This is a genomic window from uncultured Kordia sp., assembly GCF_947496985.1.
GTDB lineage: Bacteria > Bacteroidota > Bacteroidia > Flavobacteriales > Flavobacteriaceae > Kordia.
The window spans coordinates 23,973-46,061 of the sequence record NZ_CANMEZ010000011.1; the positions used below are offsets into that span (position 1 = coordinate 23,973).

General features: G+C 31.5%; 22 protein-coding genes. 12 read left to right on the forward strand and 10 right to left on the reverse strand.

Going from position 1 to position 22,089, the window contains the following annotated elements:
- Window positions 1-55: 55 nt before the first annotated feature.
- Window positions 56-739: a tRNA (5-methylaminomethyl-2-thiouridine)(34)-methyltransferase MnmD gene (mnmD, locus tag Q0828_RS20855; protein ID WP_298426035.1), complete on the reverse strand. Its 684-nt coding sequence runs from the start codon at window positions 737-739 to the stop codon at window positions 56-58.
- A gap of 2 nt (window positions 740-741) precedes the next feature.
- A complete protein-coding gene (locus Q0828_RS20860) occupies window positions 742-1,254 on the reverse strand; it encodes a DUF4920 domain-containing protein (protein WP_298426038.1) in 513 nt (170 codons plus the stop codon).
- Between the two features lie 133 nt (window positions 1,255-1,387).
- Between Q0828_RS20860 and Q0828_RS20865 the strand changes: the two genes are divergently transcribed.
- A complete protein-coding gene (locus tag Q0828_RS20865) occupies window positions 1,388-2,452 on the forward strand; it encodes a branched-chain amino acid aminotransferase (protein WP_298426041.1) in 1,065 nt (354 codons plus the stop codon).
- A 184-nt stretch (window positions 2,453-2,636) separates the two neighbouring features.
- Here Q0828_RS20865 and Q0828_RS20870 read toward each other — a convergent pair whose 3' ends face one another.
- Window positions 2,637-3,026, reverse strand: coding sequence for a nucleoside triphosphate pyrophosphohydrolase family protein (locus Q0828_RS20870; protein WP_298426043.1), 390 nt, complete (start codon window positions 3,024-3,026; stop codon window positions 2,637-2,639).
- A 513-nt stretch (window positions 3,027-3,539) separates the two neighbouring features.
- Here Q0828_RS20870 and Q0828_RS20880 point away from each other — a divergent pair.
- From Q0828_RS20880 to Q0828_RS20895, 4 genes are all read left to right on the forward strand, one after another.
- The gene (locus tag Q0828_RS20880; RefSeq protein ID WP_298426047.1) at window positions 3,540-4,154 is read left to right on the forward strand and encodes a response regulator transcription factor; all 615 of its coding nucleotides are present in this window, start codon (window positions 3,540-3,542) and stop codon (window positions 4,152-4,154) included.
- A gap of 89 nt (window positions 4,155-4,243) precedes the next feature.
- On the forward strand, window positions 4,244-5,242 hold the full coding sequence (locus Q0828_RS20885) for a hypothetical protein (protein WP_298426050.1): 999 nt from the start codon (window positions 4,244-4,246) through the stop codon (window positions 5,240-5,242).
- Between the two features lie 14 nt (window positions 5,243-5,256).
- A complete protein-coding gene (locus Q0828_RS20890) occupies window positions 5,257-5,823 on the forward strand; it encodes a hypothetical protein (RefSeq protein ID WP_298426053.1) in 567 nt (188 codons plus the stop codon).
- Between the two features lie 64 nt (window positions 5,824-5,887).
- On the forward strand, window positions 5,888-7,567 hold the full coding sequence (locus Q0828_RS20895; protein WP_298426056.1) for an ATP-binding protein: 1,680 nt from the start codon (window positions 5,888-5,890) through the stop codon (window positions 7,565-7,567).
- On the opposite strand, the gene ade is transcribed toward Q0828_RS20895, so the two are convergent.
- Window positions 7,568-9,187 carry an adenine deaminase gene (gene ade, locus Q0828_RS20900; protein WP_298426059.1) on the reverse strand — a complete coding sequence of 540 codons (1,620 nt, stop codon included), beginning with the start codon at window positions 9,185-9,187 and terminating at the stop codon, window positions 7,568-7,570.
- Window positions 9,188-9,258: 71 nt separating this feature from the next.
- A complete protein-coding gene (locus tag Q0828_RS20905) occupies window positions 9,259-11,313 on the reverse strand; it encodes a dihydrofolate reductase (protein WP_298426062.1) in 2,055 nt (684 codons plus the stop codon).
- Between the two features lie 236 nt (window positions 11,314-11,549).
- On the opposite strand from Q0828_RS20905, the gene Q0828_RS20910 reads away from it, so the two are divergent.
- Both Q0828_RS20910 and crcB read left to right on the forward strand, forming a co-directional pair.
- On the forward strand, window positions 11,550-12,596 hold the full coding sequence (locus tag Q0828_RS20910; RefSeq protein WP_298426065.1) for an SRPBCC family protein: 1,047 nt from the start codon (window positions 11,550-11,552) through the stop codon (window positions 12,594-12,596).
- A 110-nt stretch (window positions 12,597-12,706) separates the two neighbouring features.
- Window positions 12,707-13,078: a fluoride efflux transporter CrcB gene (gene crcB / locus Q0828_RS20915; RefSeq protein ID WP_298426068.1), complete on the forward strand. Its 372-nt coding sequence runs from the start codon at window positions 12,707-12,709 to the stop codon at window positions 13,076-13,078.
- Here crcB and Q0828_RS20920 read toward each other — a convergent pair.
- Window positions 13,075-13,680 carry a DUF1684 domain-containing protein gene (locus tag Q0828_RS20920; protein WP_298426071.1) on the reverse strand — a complete coding sequence of 202 codons (606 nt, stop codon included), beginning with the start codon at window positions 13,678-13,680 and terminating at the stop codon, window positions 13,075-13,077. The genes crcB and Q0828_RS20920 overlap by 4 nt on opposite strands.
- Before the next feature lie 403 nt (window positions 13,681-14,083).
- On the opposite strand from Q0828_RS20920, the gene Q0828_RS20925 reads away from it, so the two are divergent.
- Together Q0828_RS20925 and Q0828_RS20930 are read left to right on the forward strand one after the other, a co-directional pair.
- On the forward strand, window positions 14,084-15,295 hold the full coding sequence (locus tag Q0828_RS20925; protein ID WP_298426073.1) for an MFS transporter: 1,212 nt from the start codon (window positions 14,084-14,086) through the stop codon (window positions 15,293-15,295).
- Window positions 15,296-15,322: 27 nt separating this feature from the next.
- Entirely contained in the window at window positions 15,323-15,703 is a 381-nt protein-coding gene (locus tag Q0828_RS20930) for a VOC family protein (protein ID WP_298426076.1), read from the forward strand.
- 20 nt (window positions 15,704-15,723) lie between these two features.
- On the opposite strand, the gene Q0828_RS20935 is transcribed toward Q0828_RS20930, so the two are convergent.
- Both Q0828_RS20935 and Q0828_RS20940 read right to left on the reverse strand, forming a co-directional pair.
- The gene (locus tag Q0828_RS20935) at window positions 15,724-16,299 is read right to left on the reverse strand and encodes a hypothetical protein (RefSeq protein WP_298426079.1); all 576 of its coding nucleotides are present in this window, start codon (window positions 16,297-16,299) and stop codon (window positions 15,724-15,726) included.
- A gap of 178 nt (window positions 16,300-16,477) precedes the next feature.
- A complete protein-coding gene (locus tag Q0828_RS20940; protein ID WP_298426082.1) occupies window positions 16,478-18,409 on the reverse strand; it encodes a CocE/NonD family hydrolase in 1,932 nt (643 codons plus the stop codon).
- Between the two features lie 134 nt (window positions 18,410-18,543).
- On the opposite strand from Q0828_RS20940, the gene Q0828_RS20945 reads away from it, so the two are divergent.
- Window positions 18,544-19,236, forward strand: a complete 693-nt coding sequence (locus Q0828_RS20945; RefSeq protein WP_298426084.1) for a DJ-1/PfpI family protein — start codon at window positions 18,544-18,546, stop codon at window positions 19,234-19,236.
- Between the two features lie 55 nt (window positions 19,237-19,291).
- Here the strand turns inward: Q0828_RS20945 and Q0828_RS20950 are convergent, their stop codons facing one another.
- Entirely contained in the window at window positions 19,292-19,831 is a 540-nt protein-coding gene (locus tag Q0828_RS20950; protein WP_298426087.1) for a sigma-70 family RNA polymerase sigma factor, read from the reverse strand.
- Between the two features lie 33 nt (window positions 19,832-19,864).
- On the reverse strand, window positions 19,865-20,014 hold the full coding sequence (locus tag Q0828_RS20955; RefSeq protein WP_298426090.1) for a hypothetical protein: 150 nt from the start codon (window positions 20,012-20,014) through the stop codon (window positions 19,865-19,867).
- Between the two features lie 260 nt (window positions 20,015-20,274).
- Between Q0828_RS20955 and Q0828_RS20960 the strand changes: the two genes are divergently transcribed.
- Both Q0828_RS20960 and Q0828_RS20965 read left to right on the forward strand, forming a co-directional pair.
- Complete coding sequence (locus Q0828_RS20960; protein ID WP_298426093.1) at window positions 20,275-21,816, forward strand: vitamin K epoxide reductase family protein; 1,542 nt, start codon at window positions 20,275-20,277, stop codon at window positions 21,814-21,816.
- Between the two features lie 50 nt (window positions 21,817-21,866).
- Window positions 21,867-22,064, forward strand: a complete 198-nt coding sequence (locus tag Q0828_RS20965; RefSeq protein WP_298426096.1) for a hypothetical protein — start codon at window positions 21,867-21,869, stop codon at window positions 22,062-22,064.
- Window positions 22,065-22,089 lie beyond the last annotated feature (25 nt).

Genomic DNA, 22,089 nt, shown 5'->3' on the forward strand with positions numbered 1-22,089 from the left:
ATGTAAAAATACGCTAAAAAGAATACAATTAAGAAGTTAGGTATCCTTTAGGTTCTTAAATATTAGTTAATTTTGTTGCTCGTAGCATTTCTCGTTTTCCTGGCGGGCCTGGTAAACGCTCTACTTTGAAGCCAACTTCTTGCATAGCACGTCGTACACTTCCTTTAGCTGCATAGGTTACTAAGACACTTTTGTTCTGCATGGCTTTATACATTTTTTGAAAGATTGTAACTGTCCACAATTCTGGTTGTACACGTGCGCCAAACGCATCAAAATAGATTAGATTGAATTTTTCTTTATCATTTATTTGATCAAAGAACTGTTCACGTTTCGTCAATTTGAAATTTTCAGAAAGTACGGTTTTCTTTCCCCAATCGCACACATGCATTTTTTCAAAAATAGCCTTCTCATCTTCAGCTTTGAGCTCGTTTGTGTAATTGAGCTGATTTATTTCTGCGGAAGTGACAGGATATGCTTCTACGCCGTGATAGTTGATGTAAAAGTTATGTTTTTTTGCTTCTAAATAAGTGATAAAAGCATTCAATCCTGTACCAAATCCTATTTCGAGAATATGAATTTGATCAGGATTGAACGTATTTTGTATATAATGTAAGCCTGTTTTTATAAAAACATGAACGGCTTCTTGTATAGCACCATGCGTAGAATGGTATTGTTCATTCCATTCTTCCAGATGAATCGTAGTTGATCCATCTCCTGTGGTGATAATTTTTCGTTTCAAGCTTAGTTTTTCAATAACACACCATCCGCTACAAATGAAAGTGTCTTTTTTGGTTCTGTAATTTCAGCAATTTCTTCAGCTGATTTTCCAGCATCTTCTGCATAATGTTTTAATTCATCTACAGAAGTTTCTTGAACAAATGCTTTTCCGTTTACAATTACTTCGCCTTTCGCGTCAAGTGGCATAAAGAATCCGTAATCTTTAAATTTTACCATTACTTCTTTTTCTTCGCCCAAATCTAAACGCATCCAGCATCCTTTTTTAGAGCATACAGAGTTGATATTTGAAGTAAATTTAACATCTAACGTATCTCCTACTTTTAGATTGTTATATTTTTCATTGATTTGACCAATGGTTAATACGTTTTCAGCGTCAATTTTATCTCCAAAAGAAGCATACGCCATATCTTTACCTTTTACTTCTTTCGTTTCTTCAGCTGTTTTTTCGTTATTCTTTGCGTCTTTACATGCTACAAAAGCCAATAGGATTAATCCTAAAAATACAATTTTCTTCATTTTTATTAAATATTTCTTAAAATTATTACTGTTTTATTATGAATCTTTAATTTTACGAACGAATTTTTGTTGAAAACTAAGATTCTTTTAAAGCTAATTATTCGTAACTTTGCACAAAATTAAGAATTATATGATGAGTGACCTTTCTATTGATATAAAAATTTCCAAAGTTTCTGAGTCTAAAGTCAAAAATATAGATTTTGACAACCTAGCATTTGGGAAAGTATTCACCGATCATATGTTTGTATGTGATTATGTAGATGGCGTATGGCAAACACCAGAAATTATGCCATATCAACCACTTACTATTGCACCTTCTGCACGTGTTTTTCATTATGGACAAGCCGTTTTTGAAGGCATGAAAGCTTTTAAGGATGAAGATGATCAGATTTGGTTGTTTCGCCCGGAAGATAATTACGAACGTATTAATAAGTCTTCGCATCGTATGGCAATTCCTGATTTCCCAAAAGATTTTTTCTTTGAAGGATTGACACAGTTATTACGATTAGAGAAAGATTGGATTCAGAAAGGAAAAGGAAATTCATTATATATTCGTCCATTTGTGATTGCTACAGAAGAAGCGATTTCTGCTTCTCCATCAAATTCATATAAGTTTATGATTATTTGTTCGCCTGCACAATCGTATTATGCTGGTGAAGTGAAGGTATTGTTTGCAGAAAAGTTTAGTAGAGCTGCTGATGGAGGTGTTGGATATGCAAAAGCTGCTGGAAATTATGGAGCACAGTTTTACCCAACAAGTTTAGCACATGCAAAAGGATATCAGCAAATTATTTGGACAGATGCCAGTACGCATGAGTATTTAGAAGAAGCTGGAACAATGAATATTTTCTTTAGAGTTGGAGATACTCTGATAACTGCTCCTAATAATGATCGTATTTTGGATGGAATTACGCGAAAGAGTGTGATTCAATTAGCAGAAGATAATAATATTAAAGTTGAAGTTCGCCGTGTTACAGTTGCTGAAATTAAAGAAGCTGCTCGAAATGGAGAATTGAAAGAAATTTTTGGAGCAGGAACTGCTGCCGTAATTAATCCGATTGCAGGATTTGAACATTCAGGAGATGCGTTTGAGCTACCAAAATTAGAAGACTCGTATGCTTCTTTCTTTAAAGAGAAATTAATGGACATTCAATATAATGTTTCTAAAGACCCACATGGTTGGAGATATAAAGTTTAGCATTTCGACTTTGCTCAATGCTCAAATTAATAAAACAAAAAAGTGATTCGTAATTGAATCACTTTTTTGTTTGTCGTATTTCGTCATGCTGAACTTGATTCAGCAACTCATTCTTATATTTTTCAGTTTGTTGTGTAATCTTGAATAGAATTAAAGATGATGTAACGTTAAACCAAATACTAAATTATTTTTTATCTAATATGTTTGCAATGTTTGGTTTGAAGTAGTTTGGACCTTTGAGTACTTTTCCATCTTCACGATAGATTGGTTTTCCATCTGCGCCTAGTTTACTCATATTACTACGTTGAATTTCTTCAAAAACTTCTACTATTTTATCTTGCATTCCGTGCTCTATGATTGTTCCACATAAAATATACAACATATCACCTAACGCATCTGCAACTTCTACTAAGTCATTATTTTGAGCTGCTTCTAAATATTCTTCGTTTTCTTCTTTCATTAGATTAAAACGCAGCATATTTCTGTTTTCTCCTATGTCAGCAGTTGGTGTATCTTTCATTCCTAACCCAAATGCAGTGTGGAATTCTGTAACGGCTTCTATTCTTCTTTTCAAATCGTATCTATTTTAATTGTTTGTGTATTCAAATTCTGATTCGAAATATAGTTGAATATTTAAATCGTTTTTGAGCGATTGACATTTTATTTTGAAACTTTTATTAACAAGTTTCAAGGTTTAATTCGTAATTTTGTCAAAAATAAATCTACGTTATGTTTAGTTCAGGTCAGTTAATTTTTGCCGCTTTTTTTGTGATTGTTTTTACTGTAATTATGATCTATTCATATAGAAAGGATATTAAACTCCATAAACGTCACTACAAAGGAAGTTTACGCATTTTAGCTGTTTTTATACTCTTCATTATCACTATTGTAGTGATTAAGAAATTTATTGTTTCTTAATACTCTCCGTTTTATTTCTCACATTTTTTCGTAAATTGTAGGAAAACTAACTACAAACCACCATAATATAAATACGCATATTACCGTTTTTACAGTAATAGGGTTCCCAAATCATTAAAATTTATATTCGGCGCACATAGTTTGTTTGTAATTTTTAGAACCCGAACATATGATTACAGTCGCTATTGCAGAAGACCATCAAGCACTTATTGATGGTATTATGTCGTATTTAGAATACGAAGAAGATATCAATATTATTGGACATGCCAATGATGGAGAAGCTCTTTTAAAAATTGTCCGACGCAAACAACCCAATATTGTAATTTGTGACATCCGAATGCCAAAAATGGATGGTATTATTGCTACTTCTCTCATTAAGAAAGAGTTTCCACATATTAAAGTATTGGCATTTACGATGTATGACCAAGCGGAAGCCATTCGGCAAATGTTGGATGCAGGTGCTACAGGTTATATTTTAAAAAATTCGCCTTTGAAAGTAGTTTTGGAAGCGATTCGTACCTTATATGACAACAAATCGTATTATGATGCGAAGTTGAATATTGAGCAAGTTTCCAAGAATAGTTCGAAATCTATTTTATCACGACGCGAAAAGGAAATTTTGGCACTCATTGCACAACGAAAGACTTCACAAGAAATTGCAGATTTACTATTTATTTCAAAATCCACGATAGATACACACCGTAAAAACATGATTCAAAAGCTCAATTTAAAAGGTGCGAATGAGTTATTGGGTTATGCTATAGAGCAAAAATATGCTTTTTAAGGTTGTGGATTGTAAGAATCCCTATGTGTAGGTATGTTTTGGTTTTAGGAATTTTGAGAGGTTTGTAGTATAAATGTAAAATTGATATTATGAGTTATTATCCTAGAGAAATAGTCGATTGTTATTTAGAAAAAAAACATGAAGATTTATTAAATGTACCTAATGCAGAATCAATATATGTTGCATCCGTGCCAAAAGATTTGGCAAATAATAAATTTTACATTGAAAGAGGCATTTATTATAATGATAATACAATGAGTCGCAATAAAATTCTTCTACAAGATAATTTAGTCTTAAAAGAATGTATAAAAAAATACAATAAAACAGGCATTAGAAAAGAAAAAATTGTCATAGATGAAATTGAAAAAATCAATATAGAAAAGAAAGATACAGGTCTATTTCGACTTCAAAACTCCAAGAAGATAAGACCTATAGTTGGAGGAATAGAAATTGGTCACAGACACGACAGAAGTGGGACTTTGGGGGCTATAATACTTTGTGAAGGAACTGGAAGCAGAAAATATATTTTGTCAAATTATCATGTTATGATGTCTAGCGAAGATTTTGTTCAAGATAAATTACTTTTCCAACCATCGCTTTCATCACACGAAACTAGGTATGTAAATTATTGTAATATAATTGCAAAGGTTAGTTATGGTCATTTTGGTAAATATGCAGATGTTGCTTTGGCAGAAATTATTAACAATACTCGAAGTGCAAGAGGAATTATTAACTATAAAAAAACAATTAATGGAATTGGTGCTCCATATCTTAATCAAGAAGTTTTTTTATACGGCGCATCTTCAGGTTTTAATAAAGGAAATATAAGATCTACTAATACTTTTGTAAAGTTTAGAACACCATGGAAGGGCAATAATTTTTACACACTTAAGAATCAAATTCTAACAAATAACATGAGTAGAGATGGTGATTCAGGCAGTTTATTAATAGATAACGAAAATAATAAAGCAGTTGGTCTTTTGATTGGAGGTGATGGTAAAAGTTTTTCAATATATAATAACTTTAAATATATTTTCAATCAAGATTATGAAAATATGCCTAATATAAAATTTAAAAAATTCATTTAAACAAAGTAATAGTTATGAGTAAAGTATTTATTGATATAGAAAATGAAGGTACATACATATTGTCAGATGTAGTTTGTACTTCAGGAGGTTTTGAAGTTATAGGAACATTCAATGATTGGCAAGAAGTAAATGGTCAATATTTTGCAAACTCTATAAATTTAGGATTAGTTAATGTTAGAAGAGATAATTTGTTACATATTTCAAAAGCCAATTACTGTATACAAAAGAAAAGATTTGAAATACATGTTGAAACTGTTTATGATGCTAGAAATATAAACCATAAACTAAATTATAAAAAAGCAGGAGTAGAAGAGTTTAAATTTCCTGAAGGTATAGAAACTGAAGTAATAGTAGTAATTTTAATATATAATTCTGATATAGCTGTTAAGGAGGTTGTGTATGAAGTTTGTGGAACTTTAGCTAGGGAATGTTTAAAGTTTCCTAGACCAAAAGACGCATGCAACAACTTAGCTTCTTTAAAACGTAATGAAGGAAAGATTATTAATGAAATTGAAATAGATTGCGATAGTCCAGGTTTTGATCCAAAACGTAAAAAAGGAAATATACTCGTAGGTGGATAAAAAAACTCTAAAACATAACACAAAACAAATTTTATTACTAGTTAGTTTTTTACTAACTAGTTTTTTGCATTCTCAAAATATTGATTTTGAAAATGCTCTATCATTTTATGAAATAGAAAAATATCAAGAAAGTTTAAATGAATTAAACAAAATTGATACATTAAATATTTCTGATTATGATAAAGCCACTTGGTATTTTTATTATGCTGATGTACAATCTATTCTAGATAAACATGATAAAGCTTATCAATATAGTCGTAAAGCCGAACAAATTTTTGAATCTCTTAATGAACGAGAGGATGCTATTGATACAAAATTCCTAATTTTAAGTATCGTAGATCATCAAAATTCTTTAGGATATGATGAGCAACCAATAATTGATGATATTTTATCGTATGCTGTAGAAGAAAATGATTCAATTACATTAATGAAAATTTATTTTAGAATAGGTCACACTTTCACTCTAAATGACAATCGAGAGAAGGCTATTCATTATTATCGTACAATTCTTAAAAACACAAATGATAGCTTAAATATTGCATATGCCAATATGAACGTGGGAACTGTTTATTCAACTATAACACCTACAAATCAAGATTCTTCGTTATATTATTCAAAAAAAGCAATTACCACTTTAATCAAACAAAATGACTTAGAAATCCTAGCAGCTAACTACAATAATCAGGCTGAAGCATATTATTACAAAAAAGAATATAGGAAAGCCATTCAATATCTTTTAAAAGCTGATTCAATTAATTTGAATAAAAACGATAAAAAAACGAGAATCATTTTTTATGAACATTTAGCAAAAAATTATGATAGCATAAGAGATTATCAAAAAGCAATGTTGTATTACAGAAAAAAGATGAAGCTTTCGGATAGCATTAATGACTTGAGTCAAAATTTGAATATCATAGATATAAATGAAAAATATAAAAGCGTAGAATTAAAAGCGGAAGCTACAAAGAAAAACACGCAACTCATAATTTCTTTAATAGTTCTCGCCTTAGTTATCATCTCCGCATATCTCCTCCAAAAAAATACACGTAAGAAACAATTGCTTGCTGAACAAGCGAAAGATTTAGAAGCTCAAAAAGTGACTAACTTATTAAAAGAACAAGAACTTGCAAGTATAGATGCTATGATTGCAGGACAGGAAAAAGAGCGACAACGGATTGCAGAAGATTTACACGATGATTTGGGTGGATTGATGGCAACGATTAATTTACATCTAGAAAATATCGGTTCTGAAAATAATCCGAAAGCATTGGATAAAACGAAAACTTTACTTGGCGAAGCCTATGAAAAAATTCGAAGTATTTCACATATAAAAAATGCCGGCGTAATGGCTAGCAAAGGTTTATTGCTTGCTGTAAATGATATGGCGGCGAAAGTTAACGCATCCAACCAAATTCATATTGAAGTGATTGATTATGGGCTGAATGAACGCCTTGAAAATTCCCTAGAATTATCATTATTCCGAATGATTCAAGAATTGATTACGAATATTATCAAACATGCGGAAGCCACAAGAGCCACGATTCAATTGACACAACATTCGCAAGATCTAAATATTATTGTGGAAGACAATGGAAAAGGTTTTGACTCCAAGAATATAGAAGCAACTGGAATTGGTTTAGCAAATATTGAAAAACGCGTAATTCATCTAAACGGAAAACTTACTATTGACAGTACCTTGAAAAAAGGAACAACTATTTTGATTGATATTCCACTAGACAAGTAATTAAACTTCCAATGAAGTAAATTCAAAAGTAGTTCCGTTAAATAATCCTTTATCGCTTAGTTTTAACGACGGAATTACTAATAATGCCATAAACGATAACGTCATATACGGTGCGCGTAAAGTACTTCCCATTTGTTTGGCTAATTTATCCAACTCTGCGTACTCCTCACCTATTTCCCAACCTGTTTTTGCGCTCATAATTCCTGCAACAGGTAAGGAAACTACTTTTTCAGTTGTGCTTGAAACGGCACAAATTCCACCTTTGTTTTCAATCAGAAGGTTTACTGCTTTGCAGATGGCTTCATCGGAAACTCCAACCGCAATTATATTATGTGAATCATGCCCAACAGACGAAGCAATTGCACCTTCTTTCAATCCAAAATTCTTGATAAACGCCATTGCTGGTGCATCATCATTGTAACGATTGACAACTGTCATTTTGAGAATATCTTTTTCAGTATTTGAAACCAAATTTCCATCTTGAATCAAATTATCAAGAATCAACTCGTTTGTAACCAATTCACCATCTAATGCTTCAATGACACGAATTTGACTTTTTGTTGCTTTTACCTGAAAATCAATGATTTCTTTTTTAGATGTATTGAAATTATTCAGAATTTCGAATGGAACACTTTCTATGTGCGAATTTCCATTTGAAGCAACACAAATTCCATTGATGTACGTTTCTAATACTTTGAAATTTTTCAAATCTTCTAATACTATAAAATCAGCAACATCATTTATTTGTAATTGCCCAACATCTAAATTATAATGCTTTACAGGGTTTATACAAGCAGTCTGCAATACTTTAAACACATCAACTCCTTTTGCTACAGCACGTGCGCATAATTCGTTAATATGTCCCACTAATAAATCATCAGGATGTTTGTCATCTGAACAAAACATCATTTCATTATAATGTTCATCCAACAGAGGAATTAACGCCTCAAAGTTTTTGGCGGCACTTCCTTCACGAATGATCACTTTCATACCCTTTTGCAATTTTTCTAATGCTTCATCATAGGTAAAACATTCATGATCTGTAGAAATTCCTGCGGAAATATATTTTGAAACATCATCTCCTCGTAAACCTGGCGCATGTCCGTCCACTGGTTTATTAAAATGTTTTGCCCAAGCTATTTTTTTCATCACTTCAGCAGCATCAAATAATACTCCTGGATAGTTCATCATTTCTGCCAAATACTTTATTTCTGGCTTCGCCAATAATTCTTTTATATCATCCGAATCAATGATAGCTCCTGCAGATTCAAAACTCGTTGCAGGCACACAAGAAGGTGCGCCAAAGTTGAACTTAAATGGAACTTTTTTTCCATTTTCAATCATAAACTCTACACCTGCTTTTCCCAATACATTGGCAATTTCGTGTGGATCAGAAACCGTTGCTACTGTTCCGTGTAATACTGCCAAACGTGCAAACTCAGAAGGCACTAACATCGAACTTTCTATATGGATATGTGCATCTACAAAACCAGGAATGATATAGTTTTCTGCATTGTGATCTTTTTCTACAATACTTATAATTTTTCCAGCTTCAACGTGAATTTCTCCTTTGTAGATTTTTTTATTTGCAATATCTACGATGTTTCCTTGCTTGATCATGAGTTTATGTGGTATAAAAAAGGATGCACGAATGCACCCTTTTAAATTATATGTAAATATAGTTCTAAATTTTATTTCTTGTCAGTTAAGAAACTATAATTCTTAGTATAGTATAACATTTGATTGTCAAATGCAGCTGGTTGCTGAATTTTGATTGCTGTAATTTCTCCTTCTTCGTTTGTTTCAGGTGTTAATACAGGATTTGCAAATCCACTATATGGAGCTGATTTAAAAGCTTCATTACGCTTTAAAACCTCAGCATGAATCTTTTGATCTACTTTTACTCCGTATCCTTCTACTAAAGCACGAGCAGCTTCAAAATCTCCTTCTGATTTGATACGTTGTGTCTCACGTAATAATTGTCCGAATAATTCACGAAGTTTTACATAATCATTGATATTGAAATATGTTTTTCCATCACGAGTTACCTTTTCAATTACGTTATCTTTTGCTCCTTTTTCAAAAACCCAAGCAGAGACCCATTGTCTGTTTACCATGTGATCTTCTTCTACATCATCACCAAGATTTAAACGAATTAATTGTGTCATTAAACCATTTCTGATATAACCATCATAGGCAGCTTTCCCTACACCTTCAGTATCTTCTACTAATCCAAGTTCTTTTAGTTTTGGGTCCATTAAATAGTATAATCCAACTAAATCTGCTCTTCCTTCTTCCATTGTAGAAGCGTAGTTTTTCAATGTTTCTTTTGGCTGACCAACTCCTTTATTGATTTGTCCAGAAGCATGACCTATTACTTCGTGTAAAGCTGTGTGTAATTTATCAGCTAATTTTCCGTATTTCTCTTCTAATTGATATTCTTCATCATCATGCACAAACTCTTTTAATCTTCCAGATCCACCTGCTTGTGCATATGCATTGATTACATTCCCTAAAGAAACTGATTTTGAACCATGCTCTTGACGAATCCAGTTGTTGTTTGGTAAGTTTACACCAATTGGCGTACTTGGTGAAGCATCTCCAGCTTCTCCTGCTACGTTTACTGTTTTATAAGAAACTCCTACTACACTATCTTTTTTATGACTTTCTACTAATGGTGAATTGTCTTCAAACCATTGTGCATTTTCAGATAATACTGCCATTTTTTTAGACATGTCAAAATCTTTGATTTGTACAATTGTTTCATACGAACCTCTGTATCCTTTTGGATCGTTGTATACTTCAATAAATCCATTGATCCAATCAATATTTCCTTCTGTAGAAGTTGACCAAGAAATACAATATTTATCCCATGTATCTAAACTTCCTGTTTTGTAATATTCAATTAATAAACCTAAAGTTTCTGCTTGCTTTTCGTTTTCGGCAACACCTTTTGCTTTTTCCAACCAATAAATGATTTTATCAATAGCAGCTCCGTACATTCCGCCAGATTTCCATACTTTCTCTACTAGTTTTCCGTTTTCACGAACTAACTTAGAGTTTAATCCTGCTTCTACTGGTTGTCCTTCAGGGCCTTTGTATGCTGTTTTGTAAAACTCTTCTACATCTGCACTTGTAATATCTGGACCGTAAAAGTTAACTGCAGATACTAATACATTATCTACACCGTCTTTTTTGTTTACTTTTTTATTGTCTTTATCATTAAAGATTACCTCTAAAGCTTCGCCTTTTAGCGTTGTTTTTGTGTCTGCTAATATAGTCTCTAAGTATCCTTTTGAAAATTCAGGTGTTAACTTATCATTTGAGTAATGATGGTGAATTCCGTTTGAAAACCAAACACGTTTTATATATGTTTCAAAAGCTTTCCAATCGTCAGATTCTTTATCGCCTTCATAGTTTGCGTATACATTTTCTAGCGCTTCTCTAATCGTTAAATTATGACGATAGTTTTGATCCCACATAATATCTCTACCTGAAAGCCCGGCTTGCGTTAAGTAGTATACTAATTTTTGTTCCTTCAAAGTCAATTCATCAAATCCAGGAATTTCGTAACGTAATACTTTTACATCTGCAAATTGTTCTACTTGGAAATCCATTTTTCCGTTTTCGGCTACTTCTATAAATTTCGGTTCATAAGGATCTACCTTAACTTCTGCTGCTTTTTCTGCACAAGAAAATAACATTCCAGCTGCTAAAACTACTCCTGCAATTGATTTTAATTTCATTTGTTCGTTTTTATTGTTTTTGTTTTGGTCTGATGTTACATTCATCATCTCTTCAAAATACATGAGAGCATTTTAGTAATGAATGTTTCACTTGTTTTTTTATTTGATTTTAGAAATATGAAAAAGAAAACGCTTTTTTAATGTAAAATCGCTATTCTCTTGCCACAAATGTAATCAATTCACTAAAACATTAAAAATTTGTACATTAGCAATACTAACTAAACAACCCGAACAATATGAAAATTTTAAAATACTCACTGTTATTACTACTTGTAGTGTTAGTTGCTGGTGCTATATACGTAGCTACTAGACCAAGTGATTATGACGTAGTCAGAAGCAAAGTTATTAAAGCTCCTATACATATGGTCTTTAATAATGTAAATGATTTTAAAAACTGGGAAAAATGGGGACCTTGGCATGAAACAGATACTACTATTGTGGTAACCTATAATGAACAAACCTCAGGAGTTGGCGCTAATTATTCTTGGACAAGTAAAGATGGACCTGGAAAAATGAAAACTGTCAGCTTAACACAGAATAAATCCATAGAACAAGTTTTACAGTTTGCTGATTATTCTCCAACAGACGTTTATTGGAATTTTGAAGAAGTTCCAGAAGGAACCAAAGTGAGTTGGGGAATGAAAAACGATAAGACTGAATTTGTTTTTAAAATATTTGCCATATTAGGTGGTGGAATGGACAAAATGCTTGGTGATATGGAAGTAATAGGACTTGACAATATTGAACGCGAAGTATTAGCTGAATTGGAAAAAAATCCTCCTCAAACGTTTCGTTTAGGTGAAGTTTCTCAACAAGATGCAACAGCAAAACAATTTATTGGTTATTATCAAGAAATGAGTACTGAAGCAAGCTTAGAGGAAATGTCTAAGTTATTTATGCAAAACATGCCAAAAGCAGGTCAGTACGCTGCAGTAAATAAATTAGAAAATTATGTACCTGGATCATTGTATACGAAATGGGATGAAGAAACTAAAGAAGCTGAGTTTTATATTGGACTTCTAGTTGATAGCCAAGATGCATTACCCAAAGCAGATGGAATGATTACTACACCAATGTCAGCCGGAAAGATTGTAAAGATTTCAAAATTTGGTCAGTATGGAGTTGGAGATATGGAAGCGCATGGAAAGATTGCTAAATATATGGCTGAAAACAACTTGGTTCCTGTGGGACATGTATGGGAGTTATATGTAAATGATCCTATGTCTGTAAAACCTTCAGCTATACAAACTGATATTTACTATGCTGTAAAAACAGCTGAGTAAAAGAATATTTTTTTAAGAAGATTGTCTAAATGATCAGAATGATTACTTTTAGACAATCTTTTTTAGTTAGACCAAATTGAAAACAGTGTGTGATTGCACAAAACAAACAAATGAAACAGCTTTTTTTAGTTTTTATTGGTGGCGGATTCGGAAGTGCTTTGCGATTTCTATTAGGAAAATATCTCAATAGTACTACAACAGGAATTCCTTATGGAACCTTTGCTGCAAATATTTTAGGAAGCTTACTCATAGGAATTATTTTAGGAATGGCTGTAAAAAATGAAGCTATAAGTCAGCAACACACTTTATTACTTGCCACAGGTTTTTGTGGCGGATTCACTACGTTTTCCACATTTGCCTATGAGAATCATGTTTTTTTAAAATCGGGTGATTTTATGACATTCTTTCTTTATACAATTGCAAGCTTTATTGTAGGCTTTTCAGCTGTATTTTTAGGAATGTATGTTGTAAAATATTTTTAATGCTTTTTATATGCTTTTACTCCTGCATTAATTTCTGTAGCTAAGAAATTTACTCTTGGCGGAATTGGGCAGGAATAACGATCGTTGTATGCGCAATAAGGATTGTATGCATTATTAAAGTTAATTTCAATAGTATTTCCTGATGGGATTTTCAAATCGATATAACGTCCACCTCCATAACTGGCAAACCCATTAGTTTCATCTGTAAAAGGAAGAAACAAGTAATCTTTATATTCAGGATCTTTCTCTGGATCTTGACTTTGATATATTTCTAACGAAAATTCTTTTCCATTAATCGTAAATGTTGCAATTCCATAACATCTATACATTGGTGTTCGTGTCGTAGAAGTTGCCATTTTGAACGCTTTTGCTTCTGGTGTCAGTTTAAAACTTGCAGTTACTTTTAGTTTTTCATTTACAGGAAAAAACTCCAAAGCTTTAAATGTTTTTAAATCTTTTTTTGTCAATGGTGATGTAGATGCATCTTTATAAAAAGCATTCAATTCTTGTTGAAATTCTGTTTTTCCAATAATCTCTTTTTTACCTTGTGAACAACTCACATTAAACATCAATACACAAAGAACTACAACTATTTTTTTCATTTATTCGATTTAAATTGATTAAAACCTATTCCATTCAAAAATACAATTTGTTCTTAAAAATTATAGCATTTTTATTTTTTGTCTACATTTTTTATGTAGCTTTGAATTCAAATACGACAAAAATGAGAATTACCACAGTAAATAAGTACGTACAAAGATCTTCTTGGATAAGGAGCTCGGACGCTTATATATTGTGCTGATATAGATATCACGAATAACAATTTTAAAAGTCCGACTTCACCGTCGGACTTTTTTATTTTTGGTCTAACTCAACATTGAAACGCTAGCATTCATACTCAATATTGCAAGTTGGACTAACTCCGCTGAAGAGCAGAGTATAACAATAATACTTTTTGACTTTTAGTTAAAACAACCAATATTAATCAACCAAAAAACACGAATCATGAAAAAAATGTACTTAAATTACATTGATTCATTCAAAGGATTATCAAAAGAAATATGGTTTCTAGCGCTCATTTCACTTGTAAATAGAGCAGGAACTATGGTAATTCCATTTTTATCAAAATATTTAAAAGAATCTTTACACTTTAGCTTTGAAGACGTCGGTTGGATAATGGCTTTCTTCGGTATTGGCTCTGTATTAGGATCATACATTGGAGGAAGATTGACCGATAAGATTGGCTTTTATAAAGTAATGATTATTAGCTTATTCCTAACTGGTTTTGCTTTTATTGGATTGCAATTTGTAACCACTTTTTGGGGATTATGTATTGCGATTATGGGAATCATGACAGTTGCAGATACATTTCGTCCAGCTATTTTTGTTTCACTCAAAGCGTATAGTAAGCCTGAAAATCAAACACGCTCATTAGCATTAATTCGTTTGGCAATCAATTTAGGAATGGCAATTGGACCAACTTTAGCAGGTTGGATTATATGGAAACAAGGATATAACATGCTATTCTGGATTGATGGTATTACTTGTATTTCTGCGATTATTTTATTTAGATTTTTAGTAAAAGAACGCACTCATAAAAAGAAAAAAGAAGCTACTGAAAACACTGAAGTTACCAAAAATGTTGTCTATCAAGATACAAGTTACTGGATTTTTATTGCGATTTGTTTCATGATGGGAATGATATTTTTTCAATTGATGACAACAATGCCGTTATATCATAAAGATCAATTTAACTTAACTGAGTTTGACACTGGTTTGATCATGTGTATTAATGTGGTAATTATTGTAATTGTAGAAATGCCATTCATCAATTATTTAGAACAAAAAAGCTATAAAGACACTAAGCTTATTTTATACGCTTCTATATTGTTTGCATTGAGTTTCTTTGTTTTATACCAAAACTTCTGGATTGGAATATTAATTGTGAATATTGTGATCATTACTGTTGGTGAAATGATCGGTTTTCCATATACCAATTCATTTGCTGTAAAAAGGGCCAAAGAAGGATATGAAGGAAGTTATATGGCTTTGTATGCGATGGCGTTTTCTATAGCACATATTTTTAGTCCGAAAATCGGATTAGATATTGTAGCCGCATATGGGTATCAAATAAACTGGTTAATTACTGGTTTCTATGGAATTATCGCTATATTTTTAGCCATTTGGTTGCATAAAAGAACTCAAAAAGGGTTATAATATAAATTTGAAACTAAATACAACAACATGAATTTAAATCAAGTTACAATTTCGTCCACAGATGTTGCCCAAGCAACTAAATTTTATACAACTCTAGGATTGCGTCTTATTGTAGACGCACTTCCTAGATATGTTCGGTTTGAATGTCCTGATGGCGATGCTACATTTTCTATCCATCAAGTGGAAAAAATGTCTGAAAGTCATAATGTGACGTTGTATTTTGAAAATGATGACTTGGACGAAACCGTGACAAAATTACAAGCCAAAGGAATTAACTTTACAAGTTTGCCCGAAGATAAATCATGGAATTGGCGTGAAGCACATTTAAATGATTTAGATGGAAACAAATTAATTCTATTTAAAGCTGGTGAAGATAGAAAAAATCCGCCGTGGCGAGTTGAAGGATAATGGTTATGAGTTATGAGTAGCTATATTTTTCTTTCAAAACGCTTCTTACTTCTTTTAAACGCAGTATTCTCCCAAGTAGAATCAAAACCATTCCAAAAAACTCTAATGATAAAGTTCCCATCACGATAAATAAGTACATCCATATCTTCAAATCTAAAAAAGATGTTATTATTATCATTATCGCTTTGTAGAAACTTCTTATGTTCATCCATGGCTTGTCGTATTTTATTTAAAAATAACTTAGCCTTTTTGCTGTTCAGGTCTTTAAATGCGTATCCCTTGTATGCAGTTCCTTCATTAGTCCAATAGTTTCCATAAAAACCTAGAATCAATCCTTCTTTCCCTAAATCTTCACTTTTATAAATAAGTGTTGTTAATTCTCCTGATTTAGATGCTGCTAAAGGTTCAACAGTAAACTTTTTAACAGCTTCACTTACACCTAAAACTTCCTGAAAAAGAAATGCTTTACACCTAAAAAGAGAGATATCCTTGCTCCATTCTTTTGCCACAAAGAAATTCTGAGATCCTTGCCTTATTTGCGAAAAAGATGTTGTTACAATAAGTAAGAAAATTAAAGTTGTAATTATTTTTTTCATGATTCTTTTATTAGATATAAAATTTATAAAAAAGTTAACTCTGAAAGTTCATCTGTAAGTTATCACTGTTATGAGAAGCTGAATCAAGTTCAGCTTGACGCAGATTTCTAAAAGAGTTTTCTTAGTAGTTAACTTTCTAACAATCCAAGAGCGAAGCGATACCAAGAGTCCAGCAAGTCTATTTCAACACTGAAAACTCTATTGCAGAATCATTAAATATTGTATGTGTTTGATTTTTGAAATCTTCTTCTGTCGCTTTGTAAATGTTTGGGACAAAGGTTTGTGGATTTAAATCAATTAATGGAAACCATGTGCTTTGTACCTGAATTTGTAATTTGTGTCCTTTTTTAAAGGTATGATATACATCTTGCAATTTGATATTTACAGCCGTTTTTTGATTTGGCACAAAAGGTTCTGGATTTTCAAAACTATTACGAAAACGACCACGCATTACTTCACTACGTACCATTAAATGATAGTTGCTCATCGCTAAATGATCTTGCATGCCTTCCTTTTGCTCTTCTGTATCATGTGGATGCACATCTACTACTTTTACAATCCAATCGGCATCAGTTCCTGTGGTGGCAACTTTTAACTTTGCCATAATATCACCTGCAAGTGTAAAATCTTCTGTTAATACTTCTGTTTCATAGATTAATACATCTGGACGGCGTGCTGCAAAACGCTGATCATCAGTCATATATTTTCTTGGTGTAAATACCGTTTTAATATCTTCCGAATATGGAACAGGTCGTTTTAAATCACTTATAAATACTTCTTTTGAACTTCCTTTTTTCTCAACAGATAATTCTTGATTCGCATTTAAATACATTTCTTGTTTTGTACTATTTGCTGGTGGCCAATTTTCAAAACTACTCCACGCTTTCTTTCCTGTATCAAAAACATATGCTTCTGGCAATCCTGAATTTTTACTTCCATCACCTTTTAAGAAATGATTGAAAAACTTCGTTTCTATATCACGTTGAAAGTTTAACGAAATTGAATCGCCAAAGTAATAGTTTCCAACAAAGTTTTTCTCTCTAGTACTCGCCCATCTTCCGTGATCCCAAGGACCAAAAACCATTGTATTATAAGCATTTGGATTATTTTTCTCTATTGCTTTGTACGTTTCAAAAGGCCCGTATAAATCTTCCGCATCAAAGAAACCTCCAACAATCATTGTGGCTACTGATGATTTTGAATGCTTTAAGTTCTGAATTAAACCTTTTGGTTTCCAAACGCTGTCATAGTTTGGGTGGTCTATAATTTCTTTCCAAAATACATCATCAACTTGATCTGATTTAGAAGTGATTACATTATCTAATTTTTCATACTCAAAATAACTATTCAAATTACTTAATGGTCCAGCATCTAAAAAGAACTGGTATTGATCTTTCGTCCCTAAATCTGGTAATTTATACCAAGCTGAATCTTTCGGTACATCTTTCATCGTTCCAAATAAAGAAACCGCTCTAAAATAACTTAGTAAAAAAGCTCCATTATGATGAAAATCGTCAAAAAAGAAATCTCCAATACATGCCTGTGGAGATGCCGCTTTTAAAGCTGGATGCGCATCTATTGTAGAATAAGTGGCATAAAATCCAGGATATGAAATTCCCCAAGTTCCTACATTCCCATTATTATTTTCTACATTATTTACTAGCCATTCAATTGTATCATATGTATCTGAAGATTCATCAATTTGTGTATTATCTGTTTTGTTTGGAATGTATGCGCGCATATTATCATATATACCTTCACTCATCCAACGTCCACGCACATCTTGATATACAATAATGTTTCCTTCTTTCATCAAATGTGTATTCGGACCAATTTTTTTCCTAAACTCATTTTCTCCATATGGTCTACAACTATACGGAGTTCGCATCATTAAAATTGGATATTTTTGGCTTTTGTCTTTCGGCGAATAGATGGTTGTATGCAATTTGATTCCATCACGCATTTCTATCGTAACTTCCTGTTTGTCGTAGTTATCTTTTACATATGTATCTTCTACTTCAGTTACTTCTGTCGTTGTTGTTTTTTCGTTTTTTGAACAGGAACTTACTAGGAATGCTAGTAATAAGGTGAGTTTAAAAAAGGTCTTCATTGATTGTAGTTCGTAATTTTTAATGTCTAAATTTACAAAATATTAATCGCTATTATATTACAATGAAAAGAATCCTGCTTATTTTAACGTTTGCACTGTGTATTGTTAGTTGTGAAACGAAAGTTTCGAAAGAAATGGAAAATAATTCCCAAACTGAACAAAAAGAAAACACACCTAAAAAGCAATTTCCAAAGCTTGAAGCTAATCGTTATAATGTTGGTTTCTTAATTATGGATGGTGTATTTAATACAGAATTAACAGCGCCGTTTGATATTTTTCAACATACTATTTTTCGTAAAAATATTAAAGCGATGAATGTATTTACTGTTGCAAATACAGATGAAGCTGTTACTACTTTTGAAGGCATGCGTATTCTTCCTGATTATAATTATTTGAATGATTCTTTACCTAAGATTGATATTTTAGTAGTACCAAGTGCTGAACATCATTTAGACACAGATTTGGAAGATGAAAAAATGATTTCTTTTGTACAGAAAGTTGCTAAAAACGCTGAATTTGTCACTTCTCATTGTGATGGAGCTTTTGTTTTGGCCAAAGCTGGATTGTTAGATAATGTAGCTTCTACAACATTTCCAAGTGATATTCCAAAGATGCGTGAAATGTTTCCAAACTTAGATATTAGAGATAATACCTTGTTTGTTCATGATGGAAAGTATATTACGTCTGCTGGTGGCGCAAAAAGTTTTGAAGCTGCTTTATACTTGTGCCAACATTTATACGGAAAAGAAATTACAAAAAGTTTAGCTGGTGGATTAGTTATTGATTGGACACTGGATGGTTATCCGCATACAATAATTGAGAAGTAGTTCTTGTAAATTATGAGTTAAAACTATCATTTTTCATTCAAAATTTACAACTATATTAGTTACAAACTTTACATTGTTTTTTGTCTTTGACTTCTCCCGTAAGGAAACCTTTATCATTGAGTTTATAATCGCAACAGTCCATATAACCTTGTACAATAAGTTTTCTACCACGCTGTATTTGCGATTTCACAGTTGCTAAAGGTAAATTGAGTTGAGAAGCTATTTCTGCTTGCTTCATTCCTTTAATATCAGAAAGTAATAATGGATTCCTATATTTCTTGGGTAAATTTTTAATGATTCCGGGTAAACAATCTTTTTCTGAATGCTTGTATTCTTCTTCTCCTATAATTGTTTCTTCTTTCTCTAAAGGAATCTCTTTGTTCGATTTTCTAAAATAATCTAATACTGTATTTCGGCTTACACTTAATAACCACGATTTCACCTTTTGTTTCTCCTGAATAGTATCCAATTTTGTATGCACTTTGATAAATACTTCTTGCACTAAATCATCTGTAATCTGAGCATCTTTTACTTTACTCATAATCAAGCGTTGCACATCATTAGCGTATGTTTTCCAGATTTCTGTTGTGGTCATACTTTTTATTTTTTTAAAAGCCTACATAGAAAACTATCTAGGCTTTTTATCATATTTAACAATTACAATTTGTGCATTCACAGTTTTCACAAGTACATTCATTACATTGTCCTTTTTTACAACTTGTGCAATTACACGTACAGTTTTTATGATTTTCCATATCTTATATTTTTTAAAGTTCATCCAGTAGACGTATAATCATCTAAAAAGATGCATGTTTTTTATAAAATCATAAATAAATCACACTACAAAAAACGTATCTACATGAAAATCAACAAATAAAACTCATTAAAAACAACTACGTATAATTCCTTATTTATAGGTATTTTTTACTTTTTTGAGAAAAACCGTAATTTTTCTTACAAATCAATAAATATATTAGCTTAATTTTTTAACAGAATTTAATGACTAATTATACATTATTGTTTTTGTATTTGAAAAAAATGAATATTCATTTAGATCAAAAAGAGTTTACTTTTCAGCTAGAATCACATCCCGATTTTCCATCTTTGCTAGCTGTTAGTGATACACTTCATTTGTTCCAAATTGATAATGCAGCTTTGCATGTAGATTCAAGTGAAATAACATCGCTGCCAAACAATTTCATCACAAAACTCAAAGATACAAAAGAAGATTCTTTGATTTATGTAGAAACATATAATTCAAATCATTCATATACTGTATATCAAAATACTAAAAAGATTACTTTTTCAAAAGAAGCTTTTTTGAAAAAATGGAATGGTATTGTTTTTTTGGTTGAAGAAAATACAAAGCTTCAGAAAACATTACATCATTTTAAATTTACATATATTTTAGCAATTGTATGTTTTCTATCATTCTTATTACTTCTTAAACATTATTTTTCAACACTAGAATCACTTCTATTTTTAATATTTCCTTTTACTGGATTATTATTTTCTGTAATTGCATTAAAAGATGTTTTTAACCTAAAACATACAATTATAGATGCTTTTTGTTATAGTTCAAATTCACAACAATGTACTTCTGTTGTTAATTCTGCACATTGGAAATTTTTAGAAAAAATAAATTTTAGCGATTTGAGTATTACTTTTTTTAGTTTTCAAATTGTACTCTTCTTCATTTTAGGGTTTACAGACAATATAACTACCTTTTTTTACTTGCAAAAAATCATACTGTTTGCTTCTCTTCCTGTTTTAACACTTTCTATATACTATCAAAAATTTATTATTAAAAAATGGTGTTCTGTATGTATTTCTATTAGTGTAATTATAATGGTTGAAATAGTTTTCGTTTTAGCATTTTATCCTACATATAGTATAGAAACTAGCATATCAGATTATTATTTAACTGCCTTTATAGCATTATCTATCTTACTCTCATGGAAATTTATAAAAAGTACATTAAGCACGATTAATTATTTAAAAACTGCTGAACTCAAAGCCACACGATTTAAGAAAAATTATCCTCTTTTTAAAAACACCCTTATTTCCAATCCGATTACTGTATTACCTCAAACCGCCTTAATTTTTGGGAACAGAGAAGCAAAATTCACATTAGATTTTATCACAAATCCTTATTGTGGTTTTTGTAAAGCTCCATATTTTATGCTGAAAGACGTATTACAAAGGCATGAACGAGATATTCGCATTCGTTTTTTCTTCAATTTTGATTTAAAAAAGAATCCTTCAGAAGCTTCACAACTGGTACAACATTTAATTTATATACACCAACAGTTTGGAAACCTAGCATTCTTTACTGCTTTAGAAAATTGGTACAAATATAGTGATCTTAAAAGCTGGTTACAGCAATATTCATACACCTATAATTCTTCCGAAATTGATCAAACAATCCATAATCACCGAGCAAACTTCATTAAACAGAAACTTACGTTTACCCCTTTTTTAGGAATAAATGGATATCGATTTCCAGAGATGTATTCCATTATGGAACTCAATTATTTTATTGAAGAATTACTACATGATAATACTATACAATTAGCGTAACGTCGAAAAGCTATTAATAGAGTAGACACAATTATTTAATTATTTTTATTATGAAAATCAACCTTAAAAACTCTAAAAACCAATTAAGTAGAGATGAGATGAGAACTGTAATTGCAGGGCATTCTTTTTCAGGTGGAACATCACAAGTTTTATGTAATGATGGAACTGAGCATGAAGTTGAAAGCTGCGATAAAATGGAGGAAGCATGCAGCTCCAATGGTGGTGCAAAAATTTGTTCTGGAAGCTAAAATAATTATGAAAATTTAGCAATCA

Coding starts and splice junctions, on each gene's coding strand:
- Q0828_RS20860 (WP_298426038.1), bottom strand. CDS start 1,254: ATGAAGAAAATTGTATTTTTAGGATTAATCCTATTGGCTTTTGTAGCA.
- Q0828_RS20865 (WP_298426041.1), top strand. CDS start 1,388: ATGAGTGACCTTTCTATTGATATAAAAATTTCCAAAGTTTCTGAGTCT.
- Q0828_RS20880 (WP_298426047.1), top strand. CDS start 3,540: ATGATTACAGTCGCTATTGCAGAAGACCATCAAGCACTTATTGATGGT.
- Q0828_RS20885 (WP_298426050.1), top strand. CDS start 4,244: ATGAGTTATTATCCTAGAGAAATAGTCGATTGTTATTTAGAAAAAAAA.
- Q0828_RS20890 (WP_298426053.1), top strand. CDS start 5,257: ATGAGTAAAGTATTTATTGATATAGAAAATGAAGGTACATACATATTG.
- ade (WP_298426059.1), bottom strand. CDS start 9,187: ATGATCAAGCAAGGAAACATCGTAGATATTGCAAATAAAAAAATCTAC.
- Q0828_RS20905 (WP_298426062.1), bottom strand. CDS start 11,313: ATGAAATTAAAATCAATTGCAGGAGTAGTTTTAGCAGCTGGAATGTTA.
- Q0828_RS20910 (WP_298426065.1), top strand. CDS start 11,550: ATGAAAATTTTAAAATACTCACTGTTATTACTACTTGTAGTGTTAGTT.
- crcB (WP_298426068.1), top strand. CDS start 12,707: ATGAAACAGCTTTTTTTAGTTTTTATTGGTGGCGGATTCGGAAGTGCT.
- Q0828_RS20920 (WP_298426071.1), bottom strand. CDS start 13,680: ATGAAAAAAATAGTTGTAGTTCTTTGTGTATTGATGTTTAATGTGAGT.
- Q0828_RS20925 (WP_298426073.1), top strand. CDS start 14,084: ATGAAAAAAATGTACTTAAATTACATTGATTCATTCAAAGGATTATCA.
- Q0828_RS20930 (WP_298426076.1), top strand. CDS start 15,323: ATGAATTTAAATCAAGTTACAATTTCGTCCACAGATGTTGCCCAAGCA.
- Q0828_RS20935 (WP_298426079.1), bottom strand. CDS start 16,299: ATGAAAAAAATAATTACAACTTTAATTTTCTTACTTATTGTAACAACA.
- Q0828_RS20940 (WP_298426082.1), bottom strand. CDS start 18,409: ATGAAGACCTTTTTTAAACTCACCTTATTACTAGCATTCCTAGTAAGT.
- Q0828_RS20945 (WP_298426084.1), top strand. CDS start 18,544: ATGGAAAATAATTCCCAAACTGAACAAAAAGAAAACACACCTAAAAAG.
- Q0828_RS20950 (WP_298426087.1), bottom strand. CDS start 19,831: ATGACCACAACAGAAATCTGGAAAACATACGCTAATGATGTGCAACGC.
- Q0828_RS20955 (WP_298426090.1), bottom strand. CDS start 20,014: ATGAACTTTAAAAAATATAAGATATGGAAAATCATAAAAACTGTACGT.
- Q0828_RS20960 (WP_298426093.1), top strand. CDS start 20,275: ATGAATATTCATTTAGATCAAAAAGAGTTTACTTTTCAGCTAGAATCA.
- Q0828_RS20965 (WP_298426096.1), top strand. CDS start 21,867: ATGAAAATCAACCTTAAAAACTCTAAAAACCAATTAAGTAGAGATGAG.